This window comes from Actinoallomurus acaciae, assembly GCF_042429965.1.
GTDB lineage: Bacteria > Actinomycetota > Actinomycetes > Streptosporangiales > Streptosporangiaceae > Actinoallomurus > Actinoallomurus acaciae.
In genome coordinates, this window is sequence record NZ_JBHLZP010000586.1 from 1 (window position 1) to 4785 (window position 4785).

At 72.4% G+C, this 4785-nt stretch carries 5 protein-coding genes and 1 pseudogene; 5 read left to right on the forward strand and 1 reads right to left on the reverse strand.

Annotated features, from left to right (window positions below):
* A pseudogene (locus ACFFNX_RS42555) lies at positions 1-379 on the reverse strand (C40 family peptidase); the annotation flags it as partial.
* Positions 380-466: 87 nt separating this feature from the next.
* Here ACFFNX_RS42555 and ACFFNX_RS42560 point away from each other — a divergent pair.
* The 5 genes from ACFFNX_RS42560 to add all read left to right on the forward strand — a co-directional run bounded on the left by ACFFNX_RS42560 (position 467) and on the right by add (position 4784).
* The gene (locus tag ACFFNX_RS42560) at positions 467-940 is read left to right on the forward strand and encodes a MarR family winged helix-turn-helix transcriptional regulator (RefSeq protein WP_378211934.1); all 474 of its coding nucleotides are present in this window, start codon (positions 467-469) and stop codon (positions 938-940) included.
* Entirely contained in the window at positions 937-2205 is a 1269-nt protein-coding gene (locus ACFFNX_RS42565) for an epoxide hydrolase family protein (RefSeq protein WP_378211935.1), read from the forward strand. The genes ACFFNX_RS42560 and ACFFNX_RS42565 overlap by 4 nt, the downstream gene beginning before the upstream one ends.
* A 42-nt stretch (positions 2206-2247) precedes the next feature.
* Complete coding sequence (locus ACFFNX_RS42570; protein ID WP_378211936.1) at positions 2248-3171, forward strand: LysR family transcriptional regulator; 924 nt, start codon at positions 2248-2250, stop codon at positions 3169-3171.
* A 190-nt stretch (positions 3172-3361) separates the two neighbouring features.
* On the forward strand, positions 3362-3688 hold the full coding sequence (locus ACFFNX_RS42575; RefSeq protein ID WP_378211937.1) for a hypothetical protein: 327 nt from the start codon (positions 3362-3364) through the stop codon (positions 3686-3688).
* A 76-nt stretch (positions 3689-3764) separates the two neighbouring features.
* A complete protein-coding gene (gene add / locus ACFFNX_RS42580) occupies positions 3765-4784 on the forward strand; it encodes an adenosine deaminase (RefSeq protein ID WP_378211938.1) in 1020 nt (339 codons plus the stop codon).
* Position 4785: the final 1 nt, after the last annotated feature.

Consider the following 4785-nt stretch of genomic DNA (forward strand, 5'->3'; position numbering starts at 1 on the left):
TGAGCTGGCGCGCGGGCACCCAGCCCGGGTAACAGAGCGGGTCGCGGGGCGTCGGCTGGCCGGTGACGGCGACGTGCACCCAGTCGCCCTGCCGTTCCAGAATCCGCACGGGCGTGCCGTAGAGCGCCTGGGTGTGCAGCCGGCCGCCGAGGGCGGCGCGCACCGCCAGCGTCATGTCCGCGGTCCACTTCCGTATGTCGGCCGGGTTCGCCACGGCCGGCGCGTCGACCGGCCGGTCGAGTCCCGGCCGCACCCACGCGGTGGCGACCGCGACGTCGACGTACGCCGTGGCCGGCTCCGCCGCGGAGGACGGCGTCGGCACGCCGGACAGCGGGAGCAGGGTGAGCAGGGCGACGAGCAGGCGGGAGAAAGTCTTCACATCGACATTCGACCGGGCACGCGGGGCGATGTCCAGGCCGCCGGATAAAGATTAGAAACTTATATAAGTTCCTGATATACCTGTGCCGTGCCCACATCCGAGCCCGAGCTGGACGTCGCCGAGCTGACCGCCGTGATGGAGAACTTCACGCGGATGGCGATCCGCCTGCCGTCGGCGGAGCGGCTGAGCTTCACGACCCTGTCGGTGCTGCACACGCTCGCCGGCCGGGGCCCGAAGCGGCTCGGCGAGCTGACCGCCAGCGAACAGGTCACCCAGTCGGCGATCACGCAGATCGTGACCCGGCTGGAGCGCGACGGCCTGGTCGAGCGCCGGCCGGACCCCTCAGACGGGCGGGCGGTTCTCGTGCACGTCACCGCGGCGGGCGCGGCGGTCGTGGACGGGCGGCGGGCCGAGCGCATGACCCGCCTGGCCGAGCTCGCCGGCCGGCTCGCGCCGGCGGACCGGACGGCCGTCGCGGCGGCTCTGCCCGCCCTCGCGCGGCTGGTCGACCTCCACGGGCGACAGGACGGCACGGCATCCGACCACGGGGAGGAATCATGACAGAGACGGCCGATCCTCGCGAGACGCCCCCGCCGCCCGATGGCGGCCGGCCGTTCCCGCTGAAGCCGACGCCGATCCACGTGCCCGACGACGTGCTCGACGACCTCCGGCGGCGCCTGGAGTCGACGCGCCTGCCGGTCGACGCGGGCAACGACGACTGGTACTACGGCGTCAACCGCGCCTACCTGCGCGAGCTGCTCGACTACTGGCGCACCGAGTACGACTGGCGTGCGGCCGAGGCCGCGATCAACGCCTACGAGCACTACCGCGTCGAGGTGGAGGGCGTGCCGGTGCACTTCATGCGGCGGCCCGGGGCCGGGCCCGACCCGACACCCCTGATCCTCACGCACGGCTGGCCGTGGACGTTCTGGCACTGGTCGAAGGTCGTCGACCCGCTCGCCGACCCCGGCGCGTACGGCGGAGACCCCGCCGAGGCGTTCGACGTGATCGTCCCCTCGTTCCCCGGGTTCGGGTTCTCCACTCCGCTGCCGGACCACCCCGACATGAACTTCTGGAAGGTCGCCGACCTGTGGCACGTCCTCATGACGCGGGTGCTCGGCCACGACCGGTACGCCGCCGGCGGCTGTGACGTCGGCGCCCTGGTCACCGGGCAGCTCGGGCACAAGTACGCCGGCGAGCTGTACGGCGTCCACATCGGCTCCGGGCTGAAGCTCACCCTGTTCAACGGCGATCGCGGCTGGGACCTCAGCGGCGGCCGGCCCATCCCCGAAGGCCTGCCCGCCGACGTCCACGCCCAGGTCGTCGCGGTGGAGAGGCGGTTCGCCGGCCATCTCGCCGCGCACGTGCTCGCCCCGAGCACGCTCGCGTACGGGCTGTCGGACTCGCCCGCCGGGATGCTCGCGTGGATCCTCGAACGCTGGGTGAACTGGAGCGACAACGGCGGCGACATCGAACGCGTCTTCGCCAAGGACGACCTGCTCACCCACGCGATGATCTTCTGGCTGAACAACGCCATCGGCACCTCCGTCCGCACCTACGCCAACAACAACCGGTACCCGTGGACCCCGTCCCACGACCGGTGGCCGGTCGTCGAGGCGCCGACCGGCATCACGTTCGTCGGGTATGAGAATCCGCCGGGCGTCACCACCGGCGAGCGGGTCCGGCACTTCCTCGACGGTGATCGCGCGGCCTGGTACAACCACGTCAACCTGACCGCACACGACCAGGGCGGGCACTTCATCCCGTGGGAGATCCCCGACCAGTGGGTGGACGACCTGCGACGCACCTTCCGCGGCCGCCGCTAGCCAGCCTGGGGTTGACCTGCGTCGATAACATAGCGTGGCGGTATGCAGCTTCGGCATGTCGAGTCCTTTCTCGCAGTGGTCGAGGAAGGGCAGTTCGCGCGTGCGGCGAGCAGGTTGTTCCTGTCCCCGCCCGCGGTGACGGGACATGTCCGCCAGCTGGAGCGCGAGCTGGGAACGCCGCTCCTGCACCGCTCGCCGGTGTCGCTGACCCCGGCGGGCCTGCGGTTCCTGCCCCATGCCCAGGCCATGGTCACCGCCGCGAACGCGGCGTCGACCGCCGTGAAGGACCTGCGCGGCACCCGCGAGACCGTGATCCGCGTGGGGGTGATGGCCCCCGGCGCCGCGGAGCTGACCCCCGCCATCCTGCGCGCCTTCGTTCACGCGCAGCCGCGCACCCACCTCACGGTCGAGGGCCTCGGCTTCACCGACTTCCTGTCGGCCGTCGTCGAACACCGGGTCGACGTCGCCTTCGTACGACCGGCTCCCGAGGACGAACGCGTGGTCACCGACACCCTCACCCTCGAGCCGCGCATCCTCCTCACCCTGGCGGCCGGCGAGTTCGCCGGCGCGGAGGGCGTCCGGCTCGACGACGTCCTCGACCTGCCCTACGTCCGGCTCCCCGAGGCCACGCCCCGGCTGCTGTCGGACTACGGAAGCTTCGCGAAGGCCCGCAACGGCATGGACGTCCGCTGGGGCGTCGGCCTGGCGACCTCCGCGCAGGACCTGATGACCAGCGTCGCGGCGGGGTGGGGCGTCGCGGGCACGCTGCACTCTCTCGGTCGCTACTACCGCGCGCCGGGCACGTGCGCCATCCCGGTCGTCGACGCACCGTGGGAGGCGAGCGCTCTGGTCAGCCGGAGGGACGATCCCCGGCCGGAGATCCAGGCGTTCCGCGACCTGGCGGTGACCCTGGCCCGAGATCCCGAGCTGAGCCGCCTTCGCCCCCCGGCCCCGCCCGGGTGCTGACGGCCCGCGCGCTCACACCGGGCCCGGCTCGCCGTGCCGCCGGTCTCGGCGCCGTCGATCGCGATCGTGTTCGGCAGCAGGACGGGCCGCCTCTTCCCGGGGCGGCCGGAGTGTAAAGTCCCCGCCATCGGCACCGACAAGGTGACCTGGAGCGCCATGATTCCCCGGAGCGCCGGGTATGCGTCTAGCCATGGTCAGGGGAACGCGTCTGCCGCTTCAGGTCTGTCTTTCCGTCGCGGTCGCCGGACTCTGCGGCCCGCTCATGGCCGGGAGCGCGGGCGCGGCGCTCCTCGGGCCTCGCGCCCTGCCGGCGGGCGGCGGCTGGCCCGGCTCGCGCTTCGGCAACGGGCGGGCCAACCACAACTCGTTCATCATCAACAGCCCCAGCAACAGCTCCGACATCCAGCACATCAGGAACGTGAACGTCGGCGGCACCACCGTCACCCCGGCGGCCATATGCAAGGGCAGGGTTCGCCACTGCAGGATCATCCAGAGGCTCAGCGTGTTCGACCCCTGAGCACCCCGGCGGGCCCGGCGCTTCGGCGGCGGAAAACGGATCGCGCGTAGTACTACGTATGACTACTGTGGCACGCGTGATCGCCGAGGAGTCCGCGGACCTGACCGCGCTGCCCAAGATCGAGCTGCACAGCCACCTCGACTGCTGCCTGAGCCATGACGCCGTACGGCGCATCGACCCCGGCGTCTCACGCGAGCGCTACGAGGCGCTCTTCGCCGGGCCGAGCCGGTGCGCCTCCCTCACCGAGTTCCTGACGTACACGCTGAACTACCGGGCGATGCTGCAGACCGAACGGGCGCTGCGGATCGCCGTCGAGGACGTGTTCGCGCAGATGGCGGCCGACGGCGTGGTCTACGCCGAGCTCCGGTTCGCGCCTCTCGTGCATCTGCGGGAGGGGCTGTCGGCGGACCGCGTCGTCCGGTGCGTCGCCGAGGAGACCACGCGTCAGAGTGAGGCCACCGGGATCGACGCCGGACTGATCCTGTGCACCCTGCGCGACCACGACGCGGCCCAGAGCCTGGCCACCGCCCGCCTGGTCGAACGGCACTCCCGTACCGGCCCGGTCGTGGCGCTGGACATCGCCGGCGACGAGATCGCCCATCCTCTCGACCCGCACCTGCCCGCCTTCGACCTCGTACGGGAGGCCGGCCTCGGGGTGACCGTCCACGCCGGCGAGGCCGGCGGCCCGGAGAGCGTGCGGGAGGCCCTCGACCGGACGGGCACCCGCCGCATCGGGCACGGAGTGCGCTCCGTCGAGGACCCGGCACTCCTCGACCGGCTGCGGAACGACGGCGTCCACCTGGAGGTCTGCCCGGCGAGCAACCTGCAGACGGCGGTCGTGCCCGCCCCCGAGCGGCACCCCGTCGACCGGCTGCGCCGCGCCGGGGTGCGTCTCGGCATCAGCACCGACACCCGCGGGGTGACGAACGTGCGGCTGACCCAGGAGTACGAACGGCTGCGCGACCTCTTCGGCTGGACGCTCGCCGATTTCCACGCGGTGAACCGCGACGCGCTGGCCGCCGCGTTCGCCGACGACCCGGTACGGCGGCGCGTGGGCCGCGCCCTGGACGCGGCGTACGGGCCGCCACCGGCGTGAC